The organism is Brevibacillus sp. FSL L8-0520, from assembly GCF_037963895.1.
Taxonomy (GTDB): Bacteria; Bacillota; Bacilli; order Brevibacillales; family Brevibacillaceae; genus Brevibacillus; species Brevibacillus borstelensis.
On record NZ_CP150171.1, the window covers coordinates 2,598,858 to 2,619,150 of the forward strand.

A 20,293-nucleotide genomic window follows, 5' to 3' on the forward strand; every position below is an offset into this window, starting at 1 on the left:
GAAAGATGCTAAGTGTTAACCCACCATAAAGCGACTTGCGCAAACCTGGTTTGTACAAGTTGGTTTATGGTGGGTTTTTTTATGGTCGAGCGGATGCTTGTCATTCATCTGTCGACATCATGGATAGCAGCGAAACTAGTGCTCCTTTGGGTGCAAATCGCCGCCAAAAGGCTAGGCCAGACCATGTTTTCTAAAAAAGTTTTGATCGCATTGGCACAGAGGAGGAACCATGGAACAGAAAAAAGTGCGTTTTCAATTAAATGGGGAAGAACACGAAGCGGCTGAAGGCACGCGCCTTCTCGACTACATGCTTGAGCGGGAAATCGAGCACCCGCATATCTGCTATTCGCCCGTTCTTGGACCGATACAGACTTGTGATACTTGTATGTGCGAAATCGACGGGAAGATCATGCGCGCCTGTTCGACGACTGTTGCGGAAGGCATGCAAATCCTGAGCGCTTCCGAGAAGGCTCGGTCAGCCCAGAAGGAAGCGATGGATCGCGTCCTGGAAAATCACATGCTGTACTGTACAGTCTGTGACAACAACAACGGCAACTGCCGGGTGCACAACACGACGGAGCTTTTGCAAGTGGAGCACCAAAGCCGTCCGTTCCGGGAAAAAGGGTACGAGGTTGACATGTCCCACCCGTTTTACCGTTACGATCCGAACCAATGCATCCTCTGCGGACGCTGTGTCGAGGTTTGCCAGGATCTGCAGGTGAACGAGACCCTGACAATCGACTGGGAGCGTGAAATGCCTCGCGTAATTTGGGATGACGATCGCTCTATCAACAACTCTTCGTGCGTTTCCTGCGGTCAATGCGTGACCGTGTGTCCGTGCAACGCCTTGATGGAAAAATCGATGCTGGGCGAAGCGGGCTTCATGACCTCGATGGATCAGGAGCTCTTGACCCCGATGATCGACCTGGTGAAGGAAGTAGAGCCGGGATACAGCAGCATTTTGGCCATTTCCGAGATCGAGGCGGCAATGCGCGATACGCGCACGAAAAAGACGAAGACCGTTTGTACGTTCTGCGGCGTAGGCTGCTCGTTTGAAGTGTGGACCCGCGACCGCAAAATTTTGAAGATCGAGCCATCGGAAAATGCGCCGGTAAACAGCGTTTCCACTTGTGTAAAAGGGAAATTCGGCTGGGATTTCGTCAATAGCGACCAGCGCTTGACCACTCCGCTGATCCGCAGAGGGGATGAATTCGTACCTGCTACATGGGACGAAGCACTGAGCTACATGACCGAGAGAATGTCGGCGATCAAAAAACAATATGGCGGCAATGCGCTTGGCTTTGTCAGCTCCTCGAAGACGACAAACGAAGAAGCGTATCTGATGCAGAAAATGGCCCGGCAAGTATTTGAAACAAACAACGTGGACAACTGCTCCCGCTACTGCCAATCGCCTGCTTCGGATGGCTTGATGTCGACCGTAGGTTTTGGCGCTGACTCCGGTACGATCAAGGACATCGCTTCCGCTGGCCTGGTCATTATCGTCGGGGCCAATCCGACCGAGGGCCATCCGGTTCTGGCGACTCGTGTAAAGCGTGCGAAAAAGCTGTTTGGCCAAAAATTGATCGTCTCCGATTTGCGCAAGCATGAAATGGCCGAACGTTCTGATCTGTATCTTCACCCGCGCCAGGGAACCGATTTCGTCTGGCTCTCTGCTGTCGCGAAATACATCATCGACCAGGGCTGGCATGATGAAGCCTTTATCAAGGCGCGTACCAATCATTACGATGAATTCGTGGCCCTGCTCGAAAAATACACGCTGGAGTACGCTGAAGAAATTACCGGCATTCCGCGCGAGCAAATGATCAAAGCAGCCACGATGATACACGAAGCAGATGGCACATGCATCTTGTGGGGCATGGGCGTGACCCAGAACGTCGGCGGCTCGCACACTTCCGCAGCTATTTCCAATCTGCTGCTCGTTACCGGAAACTTTGGACGTCCGGGCGCTGGGGCATACCCGCTGCGCGGTCACAACAACGTGCAGGGTGCCTGCGACATGGGGTCCCTGCCGAACTGGTTCCCCGGCTATCAGAGCATTGCCGATGACAACATCCGGAAGAAGTTCGAAGAGGCTTACGGCGTATCGATCTCTCCAAAGCCAGGCTATACGAACATTCAGATGCTGGAAGCGGTCGGCAGAGGCGAGCTGAAAGCGATGTACCTGATGGGCGAAGACATGGCATGGATCGATTCCAACGCCAACCATGTGCAGGAGATGCTCAGCCAGCTCGAATTCTTCGTCGTCCAAGACGTCTTCTTTACAAAGACAGCCCAGTTCGCAGATGTGATCCTGCCTGCTGCGCCGTCTCTGGAAAAGGACGGTACGTTCATCAATACGGAGCGCCGTATTCAGCGCCTGTACAAAGTATTTGAGCCGCTGGAAGGCTCCAAGCCGGACTGGCAGATTCTCACTGAAGTCGCCGCTCGCATGGGCTTCAACTGGGGCTACCAGCATCCAAGCGAAATCATGGACGAGATTGCGTCTCTGAGCCCGGTATTCTCCGGCGTTTCCTACAAGCGCCTGGAAGGATGGAACAGTCTGGTTTGGCCGGTACAGCCGGACGGCACAGACGAGCCGCTCCTGTATTTGGAGAGGTTCAACTTCCCGGACGGACGCGCCCGCTTCTCGCTGGTCGATTACGTTCCGCCCGTCGAGTATCCGGCAGAATTCGATCTGATCGTCAACAACGGCCGTCTGTTGGAGCATTTCCACGAGGGCAATATGACGAACAAGTCAAAAGGCATTCAGTACAAAGTGCCGGATGTGTTCGTAGAGGTGTCGCCTGAGCTCGCAAAAGAGCGGGGCGTACAGGATGGCACACTTGTCCGTTTGGTATCTCCATACGGAGCGATCAAGCTGCGCGCTGTCGTGACAGACCGCGTACAGGGGAAAGAGCTGTACGTTCCGATGAACTCGGTCAGCCATGAAAATGCGATCAACGTGTTAACCGGGAATGCCGTAGACGTTCGGACCCAGACACCAGCTTACAAACAGACGAAGGTTCGCATGGAAATCCTGGAGGCGACCGGCAAGAATCCTCTGCCGTTGTATAACCCGCGCTATGCGAAGCGAAATCCGCAGCTGGGAGTACAGGTGGAACGCAAATGGGCGAGAGGCGATTATGCGCCAATCGCAGATGTGAACCAGCCGGGAGGGGTGAAATAATGGCGAAGCCGACGACCAAGATCGTTCAACCCGTACTGACCGAGGAAGAGAAGCGAGCCAAAGCGCTCGAGCAGGTTTTAAGCGACACAGCCCTGAACGCAGATGGCATTCGCGAAACGATCAAGCTGCTGCAGGAGCTCCATCAGAGCGGCATTCTCGGAGCTGTCGTTTCCCTCGTGGAAGCAAAAGAAGAGGTAGCCAAGATCGCTGTTGGCCAACTGGTCCGTCCGCCGGTAACCAAAGCGATCAACAATGCCATGGCAGTAGCGGAATCGCTCACAGAGCTTGAGCCTGAGATGACCAAAAAGCTGGCGGGAAGTCTGGCAAAGGGCTTGAAAAAAGCGGAAGAGGGCCTGCGTCAGGACGAAAAGGTCGGGATATTCGACCTGATCAAGGCGCTGCAGGACCCTGACATCAACCGTGCCGTCTCCTTTGGCATGAACCTCCTGAAGGGCATGGGTCAAGGATTAAAAGAGTAGTGGATTCCTAGAGTGTGGTGAAATATCTGTGTCCAATCAGGTCGAACATCAATTCAGCAGGCTTGTTCGCGAGATTCGCAAGCAATACGTCGGAAATGGTCCTGAAAAGATTCGGACCAGATTTGTCGGGTCATGGGCGATTATCGAGATGAAAGGCAATCTGACCGAGGTAGAAAAATGGATGATCGACTCCGACGAGGGCAGAAAGATGATACAGGAAACCCGCACAAAGCTGGTGAAAGACATCTACAAGAGGGCTGAAGTAGTCGAGAAGCTCGAAAATTTGGTTGGTGCCAAGCTGATCACACTCTTCAGCGATATCAATATGGATGCAGACTTGGCCATCACCGTTTACGTGTTCGACCGGAAGATAGAAGGCGGTAAACCAAGCCCGCTGCAGCCAGCAAAGCGTACGTGCATGTAGCGGCCTTGAAGTTGGCAAGTTGACAGGTGTACTACGCCGCCCTTCGCATGAAAAAAGTGCGAAGGGCGGCTTTTTTATTTTCGCTGACCGGCTTCTGAGGATTACTGTAGCCGACGAGAGTCGGTCCTACGTTGAGTGGAGCCATGCTTTTTGCCTTCATTCGGTGAGAATCTCTTCCTTCAAAAGGCGAAGAATGGAGTTCCGTGAATGAGTGGATGCGTCCGCATTGTCCGGGGGAGTCCCCGGTTGTATCGGGTTCCAGTGGCGGGGAGTAGAGAAAATGAATCTCGTGGCAGCCATTTTCGTAAGAAAGATAGATATGGTATTCTGATGATTCCGACATGAAAGATTAGGAGATACGTGCTCGGATAGACTATGACGGTCTTGGTTTTTCGGATGTAGAAGATTGCGGAAGAATGTTTTGTCCAAAATAGAAAGAGGAGGATTGCCTTCGTGGAGTGGTCTGAGTTGGTCGTAACCACAGCGGATTGGATTCGCTCGTGGGGAGTATTTGCAATTATCGCCAGCTTGCTTATCAATGTGCTGATTAGTGTCGCTGGTGTTTTGCCCTCATTGTTCCTGTCTGCTGCAAATGCGGTCGTGTTCGGGTTATGGGGCGGGTTTTTCATTTCGCTTGCGGGAGAAATCCTGGGAGCGACCGTTTCGTTTGTTCTGTACCGCTGGGGAATATCCCGTTCGGCCAAGCTGCAAAAGGTAAGGGAAGCCAGGTGGCTGAAAAGTCTTTCCGGCATGTCGCGCGGGCGCAGATTGCTGACGCTAATACTGTTGCGTGTAAATCCCTTATTGCCTTCCGGGGTGGTCAATGTAGGAGCGGCTTTCTCCACGATTGCTTTTGCCGATTTCTTTCTCGCTACGATGATCGGAAAGACGCCGTCGCTCGTCATGGAAACATTTATCGGTCACGATCTTGTCTTTTTCTCCGAGAACAAATTTCGTCTGATAATCGCGGTCATACTCGCAGCTTCCGTTTTTCTGCTGTTTAAATGGACAGAAAAAGAGAAGTCTCCATAATTTCTTCACGAGATTTTGATACGCTGGCACCGTAGAACAAACAGGAGGAGGCAGGTCGATGAAAAAGAAGGTCTTCATAGGCGCAGCCAGTGCCGGAATTGTAGCGATAGCAGCGGCCGGCGCTTTTTTCTACGGAGCGGGCGGTGAAACAAAAGCACATGCTCAATATATGGCAAAGCCCGAAATACTGCAGGAGAATGGACAAACAGTCCGCAGCTTTGAACTGGTGGCCAAGGAAGCGGAATGGGCACTGTCCAAGGATAAAAACGTACCTGTATGGACGTACAACGGTGTTGTTCCCGGCAGCCAAATCCGGGCGAAAGTGGGCGAGGTTATCCGCGTCACACTGAAGAACGAGTTGAAGGTGCCAACGACGATTCACTGGCACGGCTACCCCGTCCCCAACAATATGGACGGAATCCCGGGAACGACGCAGAATGCAGTACGGCCGGGAGAGACCTTTACTTATGAGTTTCCCGCAACAGTCCCCGGGACGTATTGGTACCACTCCCATCAGGACAGCGCCAATCAGGAGGACCTCGGCCTTTACGGAACGCTTGTCGTTGAGGGACCAGACCAGGCTCAGATTCAACGAGACTATACACTGGTTCTCGACGAGTGGAATACGGGCTCCCAAGGGCATGCGGGCATGAACATGGGAGAAATGGATCATGGCAAGATGGGTTCCGAGCGTATGGATCACGGCAAGACGAATTCTGAGACCATGAATCATGGAAGCATGAATATGGGCGGGATGGATCACGGAAGCCACGGAAACACGAGCATGCCTGGCATGGAGCACAGCAATTCACAGGTGCCGCCGGGAGCCATGCACGACCAGATGATGCAAGCGATGTACACGACGTTTTCGGTGAACGGAAAAACGGGAGACGCTATCGAACCGCTCGAGGTAGCAAAAGGAGAGCGCGTGCGGCTCCGCTTCGTCAATGCGGGCTTCCAAAGCCACACGCTTCGTCTGCCAGGACAGGAGTACAAAATTGCAAGCGCAGATGGTCAACCGATCAAGGACCCGGCCGTGATCAAGGACCAGCCGTTCACGATCGCACCGGGAGAACGCTACGATATCGAGTTTGTAGAAAGCCGTGATGGGGACTGGGTCATCGAGAGCCTGAACAAGACCGAAGCGGCCAAAGGAATGCGGATCCCCGTAAAAGTACAGGGAGCCGGAGCAAAGGAAAACAGCGTCGCCCAGGCAGAGGCGGCACCTGTCGATTTGACGGCGTACGGCCAAGGCGGCAAAGGGGTTTTCAGCCTCGACATGAAATACGACCAGGAATACCAGATGGACCTGGGCGAAAAAATGGGGAAAGACGGGATGGATCCGGTCTTTACGATTAATGGAGAGACGTATCCGGATATCAAGCCGCTAAACGTCAAAAAAGGGGACAAAGTGAAAGTCACTATGGTGAACAAAGGCTCCTCAGATCACCCGATGCATCTGCATGGCCATTTTTTCCAGGTGCTGAGCAAGGATGGCAAAGCCCTCACAGGCTCTCCCCTGGTGAAAGATACGCTCAACGTCAAGCCGGGCGAAAGCTATGTCGTGGCGTTTGAAGCGGATAACCCGGGGGAATGGATGTTCCACTGCCATGATCTGCATCATGCCGCAGCGGGAATGGTCAACTCCGTCCTGTACGAAGGACATCAGAAGTTCGTGGAGGACCCGACTGTCGGCAACAAAGCGCATTAACAGATGTGTCCCAGGTGTCCCCTGGGATCTTTTTTCTATTTTTGAAGACGGAGATGAGTTGGCGTGTCAACCATACTGATCGTGGATGATGAACCGCAAATTGTCGAAATCCTCTCTTCCTACTTGCAAAAGGAAGGTTATCATGTCGTCACGGCGGCGTCGGGAACAGAGGCGCTGGAGTGGACACATTCCACCGGAATCGATCTGGTTTTGCTGGATTTGATGCTTCCGGACATGAGCGGAGAAGAGGTGTTCGAGCGAATTCGCCGGGAATCACGGGTTCCGATTTTGATGCTTACGGCAAAAAGCGGAGAGCCAGACCGGATCACTGGACTGGAGCTGGGAGCGGATGATTACCTGGTGAAGCCGTTTAGCCCCCGCGAACTCGTGGCCCGCATACGGGCGATTCTGAGGAGAGCCGGCGATTACCAATCCCTCTGTGACCGTGTGCAATTCGGCGATTTGACGATTTCACATGGCGACAAAAGCGTCTGGAAAAAGGGCCAGATGGTGGAATTGACGCCGAATGAATACCGCTTGCTGATCACGCTGATCCGTCACCCCGGGCGGACCTGGACGAGGGAGGAGCTGGTCAAGGAAGTGCTGGGGATGGACTTTGAAGGGTATGACCGAACAATCGATACGCATGTCAAAAATCTCAGACACAAAGTGGAAGACGATCCGAAAGAGCCCGCATTTATTAAAACCGTGTATGGCATCGGCTACCGTTTTGAAGATCCCAATCTCGAGGCACGTTCCTCCTGAAAGCTTGCGATAGGCAGTACTGCTTACATACGTTCTCAAACCTTTCAGTGGGCATTTTAGAGGAAGAACAACAGCGCGAGTCGAATCCTTTTTAAGGAAAAAGACATGCACCTGCTCTCAGCACTGTTGATTTTTGAGGGAAAAGAGGGAATAGAGATGAATGAATCCCGGAAAGGAATGCGGCTGGAACCGTTCACCTTTACGATCGAGGCGGGTAAGATACGGGAATTTGCACAGGCACTGGGCGACGACAATCCAGACTACGAGACAGGCAAGCGCATTCCGCCGACATTTGCGACTGTCATTGAATTTTGGGGCAGCAAAAGACCGATGGAGGACGTTCTCCAGCTGAACATGGCAAAGGTGCTGCATGCCGGACAGGAGTACGAATACGTAGGCGCCATGGCCGTAGGCGACCAGATTACATGCGAGGGCGAGGTCATCGACGCTTATACCAGAGCCGGCATGAATTTCGTCGTTGTGGAAAACAAGTACAAAAATCAGCGCGGCGAGCTGGTATTGATCAGCCGATCTACCATCATCGAGAGATCGTAAAGAGGAGGGAAACTGTATGCAAATCGGCTTTGAATTTCCACCTTTGGAGAAGGGGGAAATTACGCATACGCAGCTAGTACGCTATGCCGGTGCCTCTGGCGACTTTAATCCAATCCATACCGTCGTTCCCTATGCCGAGGAGGTTGGCTTGGACGGGGTAATTGCCCACGGCATGATGATCAAGGGATTTATCGGTCACGCGATCGGCAAGTGGTGCGGCGTCGAAAACCTGCTCCGCTTCTCAACTCGCTTTCGGTCGATGACACGGCCTGGCGAGCGGATTGTTGTCACCGGAAAGGTCGTGGGTGAGACTGCCGACGCCTGGCAGTGTGAAGCCCAGGCGGCCAATGAGCAGGGAGAGGTAAAGGCAAGCGCCAAGTTTGAAGTCAAAAAATAAAGCGTATCATTCAAGCTGTTAGTCGACTTTCAGAATACGAAAATCTGGCAGTTTCCTTAATCACGCAGACACCGGTGGGGCAAGCAATGCGGCTCTCCGGCGTCTTTTTTTGCTTTAGGGAGACAGAGCGGGCAGAAGCCATTTTAACAGGATGCGTTACTTCTTCTCATATCCTTCATGAGAAAAGTTGACCATAAAAATATTAAGTTAACTTCCTGTCCTTCGCCAAAGGCTCTTCCGCATTTATCGCCATCACCAAGTTATTTCTTCACACTTGACCTCCCTTGATACTTCTTCCTGTTGCATCACGAAACAATAAAGAAAAAAACTCCGCTCACACGCTCCGTTCTCACCTTTCAAAAATGAAACGCGACCTATCAAAATTGAAAGATGCGCGCCCCTTTATGTGTATACTTTTCCTAATATTTCGACGAATTTCAGCTGGCACGATAATTGCGATTGCCATTTAGAAAAGAAAAGCCTGCCTCCCTTTTATTTGGACGTTGGCAGGACAAATATGGCTCGAAAAGGGGGAGGAACGATTGAAAATTGCCTATACCCATCATTTCGGTTTGCCTTTGGACGCAGTATGGAAGGGAATTCAGGACGAGGAGGTGTTGAAGAAAGCCATCCCCGGCTGCCAAGCCTTTTCCCAGGTGGAAGAAAATGTTTACCATGCGGAAATGGGAATCAGTGTCGGGCCGGTCAAGGGGATGTTTACGGGACAGGTAAGGCAAGCCGATCAGGAGGAGCCGTTTTTTTACCGCCTGTTTGTAAAGGGAAAGGGAGCTCCTGGAGAAATCGACGCCGTTGCAGAAATGAAATTGGAAGAGGAGGATACGGGGGTAAAGCTGACCTGTACGGCTGAAGTTCAGGTGACGGGCGTGCTGGCGTCTGTCGGTCAACGGGTAATGGGCGGCGTGGCGAAGCTGGTGATTGGACAATTTTTCAAGACAGCGGAAAAAGAAATGGGTCAAATGTTTTCCCACTCGTAAACGAATGTACCTGAGGAGGTGTCTGCATGAACAAGTCTTGTAAAGTCACACTCACGGTCAATGAAGTGGAACGAACCGCGGAGGTAGAGCCGCGGATGCTGTTGGTGCATTTCCTGCGTGAAACTCTGAATCTGACCGGTACGCACATCGGGTGTGACACGAGTCAATGCGGAGCTTGTACCGTGCTGGTGAACGGCGAGGCCGTAAAGTCGTGCACCATGCTTGCGGTTCAAGCGGATGGAGCGAGCATTACGACAGTAGAGGGTCTTGGAGATGTCGAGCATTTGCACCCGATCCAGCAGGGCTTCTGGGAAAAGCACGGGCTGCAATGCGGCTTCTGTACGCCGGGCGTGATGATGGCGATGGTGAGCTTGCTGCAGGAGCATCCTGCCCCTACGGAAGAAGAGGTGCGTGAGGCATTGGAAGGCGTGATTTGCCGCTGTACAGGCTATCAGTTCATTGTGGATGCGGTCCTGCATGCAGCAGCCGAGATGGCCAAGCTGCAAGAGAGCGGAAACGTTTCTGACACGATGCCGGTCGGGGAGGGACGCTGAGCGATGGCAAATATGATCGGGACCCCTGTAAAGAGAAAAGAAGATCCTCGCCTGCTGACTGGCAACGGCATGTTTACCGACGATATGAAGCTGCCGGGAATGCTCCACGCCGCCTTTCTGCGCAGTCCGTTTGCGCACGCCAAAATTGTCCGCATCGACACTGAAACAGCGAAACAGTACCCGGGTGTTATCGCCGTATTTACCGATGCCGACCTGATCGGCAAAGTGAAACCAGTCCCGACCATGTGGTATGTGCCCGGTGCAGATTTGAAAGCAAAGGACAGAAGTCCGCTGGCGTTGGAAAAGGTGCTTTATGCGGGTGAGGCTGTAGCGGTCGTTGTCGCCGAGGATCGGTACATAGCGCGTGATGCTCTCGAACTGATTTCCGTAGACTACGAGGAGTTGCCAGCCGTTACCCATCAGGAAAAGGCCCTCCAGGAAGGAGCGCCGCTCGTCCACGACGATGTGCCGCAAAACCTGGCTCTCCTGTGGAAAGCGGGAGAGGTGCCGGATGAGGCGTTTGAACAAGCGGAGGTGGTCGTCCGGCAACGGCTGTACAACCAGCGGGTGATCCCCAACCCGATGGAAACGAGGGCGGCAGTGGCGCAGTTCAACCCTGGCAGCGGCGAGATGACGATCTGGTGCACCTCGCAAAACCCGCATATTCATCGAATGATTTACTCGGGAGTCCTCGGCATTCCGGAAAGCAAGCTTCGCATCGTAGCACCTGATGTAGGCGGAGGTTTTGGAGCCAAGATCGCGACGTACACGGAGGAAGCGGTCGTCGGCCATGCAGCCAGAGAATTGAGACGGCCGGTGAAATGGGTGGAGGAGCGCCGGGAGCACTTCATGGCGACTACCCATGCCAGAGACGAGGTTATCGAGGTGGAGCTGGCCGGGAAAAAGGACGGCACCTTTACCGCTCTGCGGGTCAAAAACACCGCCAATCTGGGGGCTTATCTCTCGACATTTGGAGGGGGCTGTCCGACGATTGACTTCGGCCTGATGATTACTGGAGCCTACCACATTCCGCAGGCAGCAGTCGTAACGTACGGCGTTTATACCAATACGACACCGACGGATGCGTATCGCGGTGCCGGAAAACCCGAGGCGACCTTCCAGATTGAGCGAATCGTGGATCTGTTTGCCCGAAAAGTGGGAATGGACCCGCTGGAGGTCAGACGCAAAAATTTAATTCCAAAGGAATCCTTCCCCTATACGACTGCAATGGGCTTGTTGTACGACAGCGGAAACTACGAATTAACCCTTGAAAAAGCTTTGGAGGCGGTGGATTACGAGGCGCTGCGAAAAGAACAGGAGGAGCTGCGGGCACAGGGCAAACTGATCGGCATCGGCTTTTCCACCTATGTGGAGCTGTGCGGCTTTGGCCCCTCAAAGGTTGCCGGAGCGATCGGCTTTCAGGGCGGGGTGTGGGAAAACAGCACGGTCCGCGTCCATCCGACCGGCAAGGTTACCGTCTATACGGGCACGTCTCCGCACGGACAGGGGACAGCTACCTCTTTCGCGCAGATCGTCTCGGATAAATTGGGTGTCCCGATCGAGGACATCGAGCTTGTTCACGGCGATACCCAGAGCATTTCGATGGGTTGGGGAACCTACGGCTCGCGGACGACAGCGGTCGGAGGCGCAGCGGTAGCCATCGCGGCAGACAGAGTCGTGGCAAAGGCGAAACGGATTGCGGCGCACGAGCTGGAGGTCGCAACCGAGGATATTGATTTTGCTGGCGGCGTCTTTTCCGTAAAGGGAGTGCCCGGGCGAGAGAAGACGTTCCAGGAAATTGCCCGCTCAGCCAATTTCGCCTGGAATTTGCCGGATGATGTGGAGCCTTCGCTCGAGGCGCAGTCTTTCTTCGATCCGTCCAACTTCGTATACCCGTTTGGCGCACACATCTGCGTCGTCGAGGTAGACAAGGATACCGGAGAGGTAGCGCTCAGGAAATATGTCGCGGTGGATGATGTCGGCAAGGTAATCAACCCGCTTCTAGCCGAAGGCCAGGTCCATGGCGGGGTCGTTCAGGGAATTGGTCAGGCGCTCTGGGAAGGAGCCGTATACAGCGAAAATGGCCAGCTGCTATCCGGAACATTCATGGATTACACCATGCCAAAAGCGCGATTCTTCCCCAGAGTAGAGTGGCATTTTACCGAAACGCCTTCACCCGTCAATCCGCTCGGCGCCAAAGGAATCGGGGAAACAGGGACGACTGCCGCTCCACCTGCCGTCGTCAACGCAGTGATGGACGCGCTGCAGCCCTTCGGCGTCGATGACCTGGATATGCCGCTGACGCCGGAAAAGGTATGGAAAGCGATGCAGAACAGGAGGGAAGGCATATGATACCGACTACATTCGATTATGTTCGGGCTGACACCGTAGAGGATGCGATTCGCTTGCTGCAGCAAAGCAATGGGGAAGCGAAGCTGCTTGCAGGCGGACACAGCTTGATCCCGCTGCTCAAATTCCGTTTGACCGCACCCGGCACTCTGATCGACATCAGCAAGATTGGCGAGCTGCAAGGAATTCGGCGGGAGGGGAACCGCCTGGTCGTCGGAGCTTTGACTACCCACCACCAGCTTCACACAAGCCCGCTCATAAGAGAAACCATGCCGGTGCTGGCCGATGCGGCGCGTGTGATTGGAGATTTGCAAGTCAGACATCGCGGCACCGTGGGCGGAAATCTGGCCCATGCCGACCCGGCTGCCGATCTGCCGGGAGTGGCTCTGGCGTTGGATGCCATGCTGGAGGTACAGAGCGAGGACGGAAAAGAATTGCTCGAGCTGGGCGGATTTTTTCTGGGACCGTTGGTGACAGCTCTGCCGGAGACCAGCCTGGTGACTTCTGTCTCCTTTCTGATTCCGCCGTCTGATGCAAAGAGCGTCTATCTGAAATACGCGCATCCAGCCTCCGGATACGCCGTGGTTGGCGTCTGCGCCGTCGTGGGGACTGATCCTGACGGGAGGATCAACCATGCACGTGTCGGAATCAATGGTGTCGGCGATGTAGCGTACAGAGCGATCAGTGTGGAGGAGCGTTTGCTCGGTCAAAGGCCTTCGAGGGAGCTGATTCAACAAGCTGCCGCCCATGCTGCCGACGAGGGGGATATCGGCGGAGACCTGTTTGCATCGGAGGAATACCGCAGGCATCTGTGCCGTGTCTATACCGAACGGGCCTTGGAGCAAATTCTCTTGCCGGAAGGAACGGCATGAGCGGATACGATTTCGCTCTCATCGAACGCGACTTCTACCAGCACGGTTACGTGACGGATACGTCTGTTGCGACGGCTCTCCGCCTCGTTCTTTGTCTCGGCAAACCGCTGCTGGTAGAAGGATCGGCCGGTGTGGGCAAAACAGAAATAGCCAAGACGTTGTCTCGCGTATTACACACGCGGCTGATCCGTTTGCAATGCTACGAGGGGATGGACAGCCAATCCGCTTTATACGAATGGAATTATCAGAGGCAGCTCATTCGCATCAAGCTCGGCGAGGATAGCGGGCGGACGGCCGAAGAGCGTGAGGAGGAAATTTTTGGCCCGGCTTTCCTGTTGAAAAGGCCCATCCTTGAAGCTTTGACGGATGAAAACCGGGCTCCCGTCCTCTTGATCGATGAGATCGATCGTGCCGATGAGTCATTCGAAGCGTTTTTGCTGGAAGCCTTGGCCGAGTTTCAGGTCACGATTCCCGAGCTGGGGACAATCCGGGCGGTGCATCGTCCCTATGTCATTCTCACCTCGAACAGGACCCGTGAGCTGAGTGATGCCCTGCGGCGCAGATGCCTCTATCAATGGCTGGCGTATCCGGATATGCAGAAAGAAGCGGAGATTTTGCGGGTGAGGCTGCCCGATATAAGCCAGCGCTTGGCAGAGCAGATTTCGCTCATGATGGCAAATCTGAGAGCACTCCCGCTGCAGAAGGTGCCGGGCGTAGCGGAAAGCCTCGACTGGGCTCAGGCGCTGATCAAGCTGCATCGCAGCGAGCTCGATCCATCTGTCGTGCAAGCGACGATGGGGTGCTTTGTCAAATACCGCGACGATTGGGAAACGGTGGAGGAGCAGCTGCGTTCGGGGAGGTTGCTTGTTGAAAAACGGTGATGCCAATTGCCTGGCACAAAATAGTTTGTCGCACCATCTGATTTGTTTTTCCCGGATATTGCGGGGAAGAGGCGTACTTGTCAGCCCGCAGCAAACGGCCGATGCGCTCCAATCGTTAGCTGTGCTGGATATTTCCGATGAAGCCCTGTTTCGCTACGGACTGCGCCTCAATCTCTGTTCGAGCCCGGAGGAGCAGCAGATATTCGACGAGGAGTACGAGCGGTACTTCCATGAAGAAGCCATCCGGGAGGACAGAAAGCCATCTCCTGAAATGGCAAAGCGAAAATCGCAAAAAGAGCAGTCTTCCCCGCCTGAAGCCTCTGCCCGGTCCGAGGAACGGCAACCAGACTTGGCTGATGCCGTTTGGAGGCCAGTTGATCAGGAGCTGGAGGCCGAAAGCACAAGGCAGGTCGGAAGACACGTCATTCCGACAGCGCGAAATCCTCTGATGGAGGAAGGTGCCAAGCAACTCATCGCGGAATTCCGGTTGAGGCAAAGGAGGGCGTGGCGACGCCAGCTTCGCGGCGCGCTGCTCGATTTTCGCCGTACCATTCGCAGTGGTTTGCAGACGGGAGGAGAGCCGCTCCTCCTTTCTTGGAAAAAGAGGAAGCCGCGAGAAGCCAATTTCTTGCTCTTTTGCGACGGAAGCAGGTCCATGAGCGGTTTTGCAGAAACGTTCCTGCAATTTGCCTATGCCTTGTCTGCCCGTTCGCGTCAGGTAGAGGTCTTTCTTTTTTCCACGAAGCTGCGGCGGATCAGCAGAGCGCTCCGGCATGCGAGGCAAGCTGATCAAACGGGCCAAACAGGTCAAACAGGTAAAACTGCTAAAACTGCCAATACGGCCAAAACGGCCAAAACCTCACCCCCTACCGTCATCGCAGAGTCGGCGGAATGGGGGAGCGGAACCCGCATCGGTGAATCTCTCCATACCTTTGTTCGGTTATACGGCGGCCGCCTGCTTAGAAAAGATACAGTAGTGCTAATCGCAAGCGACGGTTTGGATACCGGCGATGGGAGCAGGCTTGAGGAAGCCATGAAAACCATCTCCACAAAAGCTGCATGTGTGATCTGGCTAAATCCGCTGCTCGATGTGCCCGGCTATGAGCCGATTGCCCGCGGGATGCGTACGGCCCTGCCCTACATCGATGTCTTCGCATTTGCACGAGATCTTGGCTCGTATCGTACATTGGCCAAGACCATTCGTCTTTGGAGGTGAGTACATGAGAGATCATGCATGGATCATAAACATGATAAAGGAAGCGAAAACTTCCGGGAAGCGATACGCGATGGCAACAGTCGTACATGTCAAAGGATCGGCTTATCGCCGTGAGGGAGCCAAAATGCTTGTCGATGAGGAGGGGAAGTGCACAGGCATGATTTCGGGCGGCTGCCTCGAAGCTGATGTGGCGGAAGTAGCCAAACAAGTGCTGGAGACGGGGGCGCCAACTGTAAAAACGTATGTCATGGACGAAGACCTGGTCTGGGGCTTGGGACTTGGGTGTCCCGGTACGGTAGAGATCTACATTGAACCGCTGCTGCATGCCTGCTCTGCAAGCGATGAGCGGCAAGCATCAGCGGAGGGCAGCTTTGGAAATCAGGATGTGCCTACGCACGGCGATTCCGTTTATGACGCGTGGCTGTCTGCCATAGAGGATGAACGCGCAGGAATTCTCTTTACCCGATTGGACACGGTTGGAAGCGGCCAGACACCAGCGCCTTTTCGGCTGTTCGTGCCTGAGGCGGGAGAGAGTATTGGAAGTACCGGCGATTTGTCATTGGACCGGCTCGTGACTGCCAAAGCCAGGCAGCTTTTCCTCCAAAAAAATCCGAAGTCTGCTTCGCTCCGCGTTCCTTTCTCGGAAGAACGGGAAGCTGTAGTTTTTGCAGACGTGTATATTCCGCCTGCGGAAGTGATTATTTTCGGGGCAGGGCATGATGCCGTACCACTCGCAAAAACAAGCGTTGCCGCAGGATTTCGTACGACGGTGGTCGACCCGCGTCCGGCGTACAATACGGAAGACAGATTTCCTGGAACGACACGCCTGTTGACAGATGACAAAAACGGATTTGAGCCGTTAAAGATTGGGAATCGCAGCTATATCATCATCATGAATCACCATCTGGAACGGGACATCGAAGCTCTCCGCTTTTCCCTGCAAACGGAAGCGCCGTACATCGGGGTTCTTGGTCCGAGAAGCCGATGTGACAGAATATTGAAAATAATTGAGGGGCGTGGCGATCTTCTTCGGGAGGAACGGCTTGCCCGCCTGCACAACCCTGTCGGCCTGGACATCGGAGCGGAAACCGCGGAAGAGATCGCACTGAGCATCGTCACCGAAGTACTGGCCGTCCACAACGGACACCAGGGCCATTTTTTGCGCGGAAAAGAGAGAATTCACCAGCCTTCCTAGGTTTGGCCGGATATGTCGGAAAGTCAAGCCTGATACAGGCAGGAGGTTATTTGTGAACATCCAAATCGACGCGGTCATTTTGGCTGCCGGCTCGTCCTCCCGGATGGGCAGGCCAAAACAATTGCTCCCTCTCTCGGGTATGTTTCTGCTTGAACATGTGATCCATCAAGTGGCGGACTTTCCCTTTGCCCGTATTTTTACCGTAATCGGGCATCGGGCGGACTTGATTCAGGAGAAGATTCACATCGCAGACGACAGGTTTCAGTGGCTGATCAACCGTGACTATCAAGCGGGGCAGGGAACATCACTGGCTCTTGGACTCAGGCAAGTGACCGGTACACATCCGGCAGCCATGGTGTTTCTGGCAGACACTCCTTTTCTTCGGGAAGAGACGGTCCGCACGATCATAGAGTGTGGTCAGGAGCAGCTGCAGCAGGCCCCTGATCCATTCATGGTTCAGCCATACTTCGGAGATACCCCTGGACACCCGGTATTTTTTGGACACCTGGAAAATGGGCTGGAGTCGGTTGGGCCAGGCGATCGGATCGGGCAGAGGCTTGGGGAACAAATCAGACGTTTTCCGGTGCAGGTCGATGACCCGGGTATTTGCTTTGACATCGACACGCCGGAAGCGTATGAGCGAGCGGTCAAAATAGCGGCATTGAATAATGAGAAGCACGCGAATTTACATGGGGGTGAAGAAACCGATGAATCAGTTGCAGACGCGATACGAATACGGCGGGGATGAATTTGTCTTTGTCCAGCTTTCCGAGGAGATGAGTCTGGAGGCGAATTTTAAAGGTATGGCCATCACCAGGGAGTTGAAGCAGCGCGAGCTTCCCGGGATTGTCGATATTTGTCCGGCGAATGCCTCCTATATGGTGCGCGTCGATCCAGACGTGCTGCATCCGGAGGAGCTGATCAAGGAGCTGAAGGATATCGAGCAAAAGATGACCGATCTGGACCACATTACGATTGCTTCCCGATTGGTGGATGTTCCCGTGCTGTTCGAAGACCCGTGGACACATGAAGCGGTCATGCGTTTTCGCGATCGGCACCAGGACCCGGAATCGACTGATCTGGAATATTCCGCCCGAGTGAACGGCTACGACAGTAAAGAAGCGTTTATCGAGGCGATCACGAGCGCTCCCTTTCTGGTCTCCATGATCGGATTTGTCCCCGGTCTGCCCTGGTGTTTCCAGATGGTCGCCCGGGAAAAGCAGATCGAGGTGCCGAAATACGTTCGTCCGCGCACGTTTACGCCGGAGCGCACGTTTGGCTTTGGCGGAGCGTTTGCCGTGATCTACCCGGTGCAGGGAGCAGGCGGGTATCAGATGTACGGGATTGCCCCTGCGCCGATTTATCAAAAGGAACAAACGCTGCCGGACTTCCGTGACTCGATGGTGTTCCCGCAGCAAGGGGACATTTTCCGTTACAGGAGTATTACGCGGGAAGAGTACGACCAGATCCGCAGCGAAGTGGAGAATGGTACCTTTGTCTACCGGAAAAAAGACTTTTCCTTTACCCCGCAAGAGGTTTTGGAAGACCCGGACGCATTCTCGGAAATGGTGCTGAGGAGGTTGTACCATGATTAAGGTAATCAAGCCTGGCTTGCAAACGACCGTACAGGATCAGGGGCGCATCGGCCTCTATGAGATCGGCATGCCACCATCCGGCGCCATGGATAAGTTCTCTTACACGGTTGGCAATCTGCTGGTCGGTAATCAGCGGAATGCAGCCGCTTTGGAAATCACGTACCTCGGTCCGGTCCTGCAGTTTGGACGAAAACTGCGAATCAGTATCACAGGCGGAAATATCCCGCCCAAAATCAACGGACAGCCGGTGGCGATGTGGGAAACGCTCGAAGTGCAGGAAGGAGATACGCTGTCGTTTGACTTTGTACAGTCGGGAGCGAGAACATACCTCGCCGTGGAAGGCGGCATTGACGTGCCGGTTGTGATGAATTCCCGCTCTACCTACACCTTGATCGGGATCGGCGGCTTTCAGGGCCGTGCGCTCGCGGAAGGCGATGAGCTTGCGGTGGGAGATATGCATGAAAAAAAGGTGCCGGTAGGAACGAGGATTGATCCTTCCCTCATCCCGGTGTTTCAGAAAACACATGAGATCCGCGTCGTCGTCGGACTCTGCAGCTATCGTTTGACAGAAGAGAGCAAGGCGGTCTTTCTGGAAAGCGAGTGGACGGTTACGCCGGAAGCCAACCGGATCGGGTATCGGCACAAGGGAGAGCGCCTGAAGTTTGTCGAGCGGCAGCAGCCGTTCGGGGCAGGCAGCAACCCTTCCAACGTGACGGACCTGGGCTATCCGATCGGGTCGATTCAAGTGCCGGACGGGGTAGAGCCGATCGTGCTTCTGCATGATGCGGTTACCGGCGGCGGATATGCGACCATTGCCACAGTGATCAGTGCTGACTTGAACCGGATGGCGCAGATCAAGACAAATGAAAAGGTAAAATTTGTTTCCGTTACGCTGGAAGAAGCGATAGGTGCAAGACGAAATCTCCGCGACCAGTTAATGAAAATTGCCGATGCGATCTGATAATGAACAAAAAGGAGGACTTGTCATGAGTGATAAAAAAGCGATTCTTTCCCCGCTTCCCGGTGTGTTTTACCGAAAGCCGAGCCCTGAATTGCCCGATTACGCCAAGGAAGGGGATGTCATCAAAGCAGGAGAGGTCGTCGGATTGATCGAGGTCATGAAAAACTTTTACGAGATCAAGGCGGAAGAGGATGTCCTCATTGAGCAGTTCGTGGTCGAGAACGAAACAATCGTCGATGCCGGCCAGGAGCTTGTTCTGGTAAAAAGCCAGGCGTCTTGATCGGAATGCGGACCCATAGGCTTGTTTTCTGAGCGGGATATAGAACGTGGGAAAGGGGGATCTATCGTAGATGAGAGTAGACCTCAATTGCGACATGGGAGAGAGCTTTGGTCTCTATCAGCTTGGACAAGATGAAGAAATGATGAAGTACATCTCCTCGGCAAATATTGCCTGCGGCTTTCACGCCGGCGATCCGCACGTCATGAGACGGACTGTGGAGCTTGCCAAGGCGAACGGAGTCGGGATTGGCGCTCACCCCGGGTTTCCAGACTTGATGGGTTTTGGGCGAAGATATATGAAATGCACACCGGAGGAAATCCGCGATTACGTCATGTATCAAACCGGAGCCCTGCGAGAATTCGCTGCATGGACAAAGACTGAGCTGCAGCATTGCAAACCCCACGGCGCCCTGTTCATGATGGCGATGGAAGATGAGCAGATTGCCAGAGCTATTCTGGAAGGTCTGGCCGCTCTCTCCGAAAAGATGATTGTCTTTGCGTTAAACGGTTCGGCAGTGGAGGAAGTGGGACGGCAGATGGGCATGCCAATCGCCCGGGAGGTGTACGCCGATCGGGAGCACACAGCCAATGGCTCCATTGTTCTCACTCGCCGGGGGCCTTCGATTACAGACAAGGAGGGAATGGCCCGTCGCGTCGTCCGCATGGTCACAGAAGGCCGGGTCCTGACGCCGGATGGCGAGGATGCTGAAATCAAGGCTGACACGATCTGTATCCACGGCGACACGCCTGGTGCAATCGATCTGATCAAGGAAATTCGTGCGGCGTTTGAACAGGCCGGGATTGAAGTGACATCGGTACGGGATTTGCTGTTTCATTAAAGAACGA

20 protein-coding genes are annotated in these 20,293 nt (G+C 54.1%); all 20 read left to right on the forward strand.

What is annotated here, in order from left to right; genetic code table 11:
- The first annotated feature begins 229 nt into the window (after nt 1-229).
- The 20 genes from fdhF to NSQ24_RS13075 all read left to right on the forward strand — a co-directional run bounded on the left by fdhF (nt 230) and on the right by NSQ24_RS13075 (nt 20,286).
- Nucleotides 230-3,187: a formate dehydrogenase subunit alpha gene (gene fdhF / locus NSQ24_RS12980; RefSeq protein ID WP_039071126.1), complete on the forward strand. Its 2,958-nt coding sequence runs from the start codon at nt 230-232 to the stop codon at nt 3,185-3,187.
- Complete coding sequence (locus NSQ24_RS12985; protein WP_003386917.1) at nt 3,187-3,666, forward strand: DUF1641 domain-containing protein; 480 nt, start codon at nt 3,187-3,189, stop codon at nt 3,664-3,666. Before fdhF ends, NSQ24_RS12985 begins: the two co-directional genes overlap by 1 nt.
- Before the next feature lie 28 nt (nt 3,667-3,694).
- Nucleotides 3,695-4,090: a DUF2294 domain-containing protein gene (locus NSQ24_RS12990; protein WP_024984341.1), complete on the forward strand. Its 396-nt coding sequence runs from the start codon at nt 3,695-3,697 to the stop codon at nt 4,088-4,090.
- 453 nt (nt 4,091-4,543) lie between these two features.
- Nucleotides 4,544-5,122, forward strand: a complete 579-nt coding sequence (locus NSQ24_RS12995; RefSeq protein ID WP_003386915.1) for a VTT domain-containing protein — start codon at nt 4,544-4,546, stop codon at nt 5,120-5,122.
- A gap of 58 nt (nt 5,123-5,180) precedes the next feature.
- Nucleotides 5,181-6,833 (forward strand): multicopper oxidase family protein, encoded by a 1,653-nt coding sequence (locus NSQ24_RS13000; RefSeq protein WP_122958585.1) that lies wholly within the window; start codon nt 5,181-5,183, stop codon nt 6,831-6,833.
- Nucleotides 6,834-6,896: 63 nt separating this feature from the next.
- Nucleotides 6,897-7,598, forward strand: a complete 702-nt coding sequence (locus NSQ24_RS13005; RefSeq protein WP_122958586.1) for a response regulator transcription factor — start codon at nt 6,897-6,899, stop codon at nt 7,596-7,598.
- 156 nt (nt 7,599-7,754) lie between these two features.
- Complete coding sequence (locus NSQ24_RS13010) at nt 7,755-8,153, forward strand: MaoC family dehydratase N-terminal domain-containing protein (protein ID WP_024984786.1); 399 nt, start codon at nt 7,755-7,757, stop codon at nt 8,151-8,153.
- A gap of 16 nt (nt 8,154-8,169) precedes the next feature.
- Nucleotides 8,170-8,550, forward strand: coding sequence for a MaoC/PaaZ C-terminal domain-containing protein (locus NSQ24_RS13015; protein ID WP_003386911.1), 381 nt, complete (start codon nt 8,170-8,172; stop codon nt 8,548-8,550).
- A gap of 542 nt (nt 8,551-9,092) precedes the next feature.
- Nucleotides 9,093-9,545 carry a carbon monoxide dehydrogenase subunit G gene (locus NSQ24_RS13020; RefSeq protein ID WP_003386910.1) on the forward strand — a complete coding sequence of 151 codons (453 nt, stop codon included), beginning with the start codon at nt 9,093-9,095 and terminating at the stop codon, nt 9,543-9,545.
- Between the two features lie 26 nt (nt 9,546-9,571).
- Nucleotides 9,572-10,099 carry a (2Fe-2S)-binding protein gene (locus NSQ24_RS13025; protein ID WP_003386909.1) on the forward strand — a complete coding sequence of 176 codons (528 nt, stop codon included), beginning with the start codon at nt 9,572-9,574 and terminating at the stop codon, nt 10,097-10,099.
- Nucleotides 10,100-10,102: 3 nt separating this feature from the next.
- Nucleotides 10,103-12,451 carry a xanthine dehydrogenase family protein molybdopterin-binding subunit gene (locus tag NSQ24_RS13030; protein ID WP_339167965.1) on the forward strand — a complete coding sequence of 783 codons (2,349 nt, stop codon included), beginning with the start codon at nt 10,103-10,105 and terminating at the stop codon, nt 12,449-12,451.
- A complete protein-coding gene (locus NSQ24_RS13035; RefSeq protein WP_031933313.1) occupies nt 12,448-13,320 on the forward strand; it encodes a xanthine dehydrogenase family protein subunit M in 873 nt (290 codons plus the stop codon). Before NSQ24_RS13030 ends, NSQ24_RS13035 begins: the two co-directional genes overlap by 4 nt.
- Nucleotides 13,317-14,201: a MoxR family ATPase gene (locus NSQ24_RS13040; RefSeq protein ID WP_339167967.1), complete on the forward strand. Its 885-nt coding sequence runs from the start codon at nt 13,317-13,319 to the stop codon at nt 14,199-14,201. Before NSQ24_RS13035 ends, NSQ24_RS13040 begins: the two co-directional genes overlap by 4 nt.
- Nucleotides 14,188-15,417: a VWA domain-containing protein gene (locus NSQ24_RS13045; RefSeq protein WP_339167968.1), complete on the forward strand. Its 1,230-nt coding sequence runs from the start codon at nt 14,188-14,190 to the stop codon at nt 15,415-15,417. Before NSQ24_RS13040 ends, NSQ24_RS13045 begins: the two co-directional genes overlap by 14 nt.
- A gap of 4 nt (nt 15,418-15,421) precedes the next feature.
- A complete protein-coding gene (locus NSQ24_RS13050) occupies nt 15,422-16,612 on the forward strand; it encodes an XdhC/CoxI family protein (protein WP_339167969.1) in 1,191 nt (396 codons plus the stop codon).
- A gap of 52 nt (nt 16,613-16,664) precedes the next feature.
- Complete coding sequence (locus NSQ24_RS13055; RefSeq protein ID WP_003386900.1) at nt 16,665-17,360, forward strand: nucleotidyltransferase family protein; 696 nt, start codon at nt 16,665-16,667, stop codon at nt 17,358-17,360.
- The gene (locus NSQ24_RS13060; protein ID WP_339167970.1) at nt 17,320-18,207 is read left to right on the forward strand and encodes a carboxyltransferase domain-containing protein; all 888 of its coding nucleotides are present in this window, start codon (nt 17,320-17,322) and stop codon (nt 18,205-18,207) included. Before NSQ24_RS13055 ends, NSQ24_RS13060 begins: the two co-directional genes overlap by 41 nt.
- The gene (locus NSQ24_RS13065) at nt 18,200-19,168 is read left to right on the forward strand and encodes a biotin-dependent carboxyltransferase family protein (protein ID WP_003386898.1); all 969 of its coding nucleotides are present in this window, start codon (nt 18,200-18,202) and stop codon (nt 19,166-19,168) included. The genes NSQ24_RS13060 and NSQ24_RS13065 overlap by 8 nt, the downstream gene beginning before the upstream one ends.
- A 25-nt stretch (nt 19,169-19,193) precedes the next feature.
- Nucleotides 19,194-19,448 (forward strand): acetyl-CoA carboxylase, encoded by a 255-nt coding sequence (locus tag NSQ24_RS13070; protein ID WP_003386897.1) that lies wholly within the window; start codon nt 19,194-19,196, stop codon nt 19,446-19,448.
- A gap of 70 nt (nt 19,449-19,518) precedes the next feature.
- Entirely contained in the window at nt 19,519-20,286 is a 768-nt protein-coding gene (locus tag NSQ24_RS13075) for a 5-oxoprolinase subunit PxpA (RefSeq protein WP_339167972.1), read from the forward strand.
- Nucleotides 20,287-20,293: the final 7 nt, after the last annotated feature.